Origin of the sequence: Synechococcus sp. Cruz CV12-2-Slac-r (genome assembly GCF_024346075.1) — a bacterium.
Classification (GTDB): Bacteria; Cyanobacteriota; Cyanobacteriia; order PCC-6307; family Cyanobiaceae; genus Synechococcus_D.
Genome location: NZ_JAGQEK010000199.1, coordinates 1 through 2608 on the forward strand (window position 1 = coordinate 1; position 2608 = coordinate 2608).

Sequence of the window (2608 nt, forward strand, 5' to 3'; positions counted from 1 at the left end):
CAGGCTGGCCACGAGCGGTTCACCATGCAGCAGGCACTCCAAGCGATGGCGCCGGATGGCGGCCAGCAGTGCTTCTTTTGGCACAGCATCCAGTTGCTGCCTTAGGCCGGCAGGGGCGTCGAGGTTGCCCTCGCGTTCCCGCTGCAACACCAGCCGAACCAGGGCTTTGGTCGCTTCCAGGGCTGCTGGTGTCAACACGGTGTACACCCAGACAGCGGCGAACGTATTAACTATGAAACTAAGACCAATTAATTCCTCCACCAACGGATGACTGGTAGCCAGGCGCATTACCGAGCTTTTGAGCTGAACTGGCGCTCCCATGGCCTAGCAATTCCTGAATTACCAGGCTGTTCTGTGGATGCGTTGGCCGGAGCTGATCCGCTGATCGCAATCGAGCCAGAAGAACCGAACTGCTGGCCGCAGCTGGAGCCTGGGCCCCACGACACCCCATTCCTGCAGATGGCCCGCGGTGATCTGCGGCTCACAGTGGATGACATCGGCTGCTTTCGGATCACCGGTGGCGAGCGCATCGCCTGGCACCGGCTGCACAGTGGCGTGAGTGACCAGGACATCAGCACCTTTCTGCTCGGTTCAGCGGTGGGGGCCTTGCTGATTCAGCGCGGCATCCTGGTGTTGCATGGCAATGCGTTGGAAAAAGATGGCAAAGCCATCGTGTGCATGGGCCATTCCGGCGCCGGTAAATCCACCCTGGCCTACGCGCTTATGCAGCAGGGCTGGAGGCTCCTGGCCGACGATCTGGTGGCGGTGAGCACTGATGGGCTGGTGCTACCTGGCATCCCACGCATCAAGCTCTGGCACGACGCTGCTAAAGCGTTTGGCTTGGATCCGGATTGCTTGCCACCAATCCGGCAGGGGATGCACAAATATCTACTGATGGGTGAGGCTCTCCAGCGAGCACCCCAATCGGTGCGACTGCAGGCGATGTATTTGATTCACCAGCACCGCCCCGACGCGGCAGATCCTGATGCTGGGCAGATCACCCGCATCACCAGCCAAAAAACGGCCGCGCTGCGCCTGCGCAATCAGGCATTTCGGCCAAGGTTTGTGCGCGGCTTAGGCCAGGAGGGCCCGAACTTCATGGCATTAGCGATGCTGCAGCAGCGGGTGCCAATGGCAACACTGCCGTTACCACAAGGCATTGCAGCCATGCAGAGCTGGCTGCAAGAGCAGGATCTCCTTATGGCCGCGGAATTGGTGACGCCATGAGCGAGCAGGAGCCTTATTGGTATCTGGCCAGCTACCCAAAATCAGGCAACACCTGGTGCCGCGTTTTCATAACTGAGCTGCGGCGCCTGGCTGGATTCGACAGCGAGGAGGCCACATCTGCGGCCCTTCAGGAGGAACGCAAACTGCGACTAAACCGTGATCTTGCGACGGGCTCGATTGTGAGCAGTCGCCACTGGCTCGATGATCAGCTGGGCATCGACAGCAGCGACCTCAGCTGGGCTGAACTCGACAAAATGCGCGGGCGCGCGGGTCACCAGCGAGCGCTCTATGCCGAATGTTTGCGTTACCACAAAGTGCATGATGCTTTTTTGACTGCTGATTCCGGCGGGCGACCGGTGGTGCCAGTGGAGAGCTGCCGCGGCACGGTTGTGGTGATTCGCCATCCGGCAGATGTGGCAGTGTCTTTGAGCCATTTCTTCTCCTGGCCCATAGAACGTTGCGTGGCTTTTTTGCTGGACGAACAGGCTGGGTTGTGCAGGTCTAGTAAACGCGGCGGCCAGCAAGTGCGCCAGTTTATGGGCACCTGGGCGAACCATGTGCAGAGCTGGGTAGATCAACAACTGATCCCCGTGCTGCTGCTTCGCTACGAAGATCTACTAGCAAAGCCAAATGCTGAGTTCACGCGGTTGGCACATTTTCTCGACCTACCTACTGACGAGGCCTTGATCAGCGAAGCAGTAGCCAACACACGCTTCGACAAGCTCCGCGCCAAGGAAGAAGAAGAAGGCGGTTTTCGCGAGAAACCGGAGGGATGTGAGCGTTTTTTCAGGTCTGGCCGCAGCGGCGAGGGCCGTGAGCAGCTCACAGCTGCGCAGATCCTGCAATTAGAGGAGGCTTTCTCAGAAACGCTGATTCGTTTTGGCTACGCGCTGAACACACCAGTGACAGCCTGAGACGCAGTTGTGCACACCCTCTCAACACGCCTCAACGACCCTCTGTGGTGCTCTCACGGTGCTGCTGCTGGGGGTGTTGGGCGGGGAGTGGGGGGTCTGGGCGGCGTTTCTGGATTGGAAAGTGGATTATTGATTTGGGTGCTCTGCCTGCTCTCGGCAGAGTTTTGGGCGGTCAAGGCGGGGCGTTTTTGACTTGGTGTTGAGGGCAGTGGGCGGATGTTGTTGAAGTGCTGCAATGCGTTTATGATGTGCCTGCTGCCTGCTGCCTGCTGCCTGACTTATGACTTCTGCTGACCTCAAAGATTTAGTGCCCGCTCACGCTCAAGAGCAGTTGGAGTGGGTTACACCGAAGATTTCGCTGCTGGAGACGGGGGATACGGATGGTAGTGGCAAACCAAAAAATCTTCTCGAATTTTTTTCCAAACAGGTCCCTCCTGACCGATTATATCTCAAACCCCTCCACACCT

4 protein-coding genes are annotated in these 2608 nt (G+C 58.4%); 3 read left to right on the forward strand and 1 reads right to left on the reverse strand.

What is annotated here, in order from left to right:
• Positions 1 to 288, reverse strand: a 288-nt coding sequence (locus KB557_RS10560) for a hypothetical protein (protein WP_255134011.1), incomplete at its 3' end; no start/stop codon positions are given.
• Between KB557_RS10560 and KB557_RS10565 the strand changes: the two genes are divergently transcribed.
• The 3 genes from KB557_RS10565 to KB557_RS10575 all read left to right on the forward strand — a co-directional run.
• Entirely contained in the window at positions 268 to 1227 is a 960-nt protein-coding gene (locus KB557_RS10565; protein ID WP_255134013.1) for a hypothetical protein, read from the forward strand. The genes KB557_RS10560 and KB557_RS10565 overlap by 21 nt on opposite strands.
• Positions 1224 to 2141, forward strand: a complete 918-nt coding sequence (locus KB557_RS10570) for a sulfotransferase domain-containing protein (protein ID WP_255134015.1) — start codon at positions 1224 to 1226, stop codon at positions 2139 to 2141. Before KB557_RS10565 ends, KB557_RS10570 begins: the two co-directional genes overlap by 4 nt.
• Before the next feature lie 280 nt (positions 2142 to 2421).
• On the forward strand, positions 2422 to 2608 hold a 187-nt coding region (locus KB557_RS10575; RefSeq protein ID WP_255134017.1), incomplete at its 3' end, for a hypothetical protein.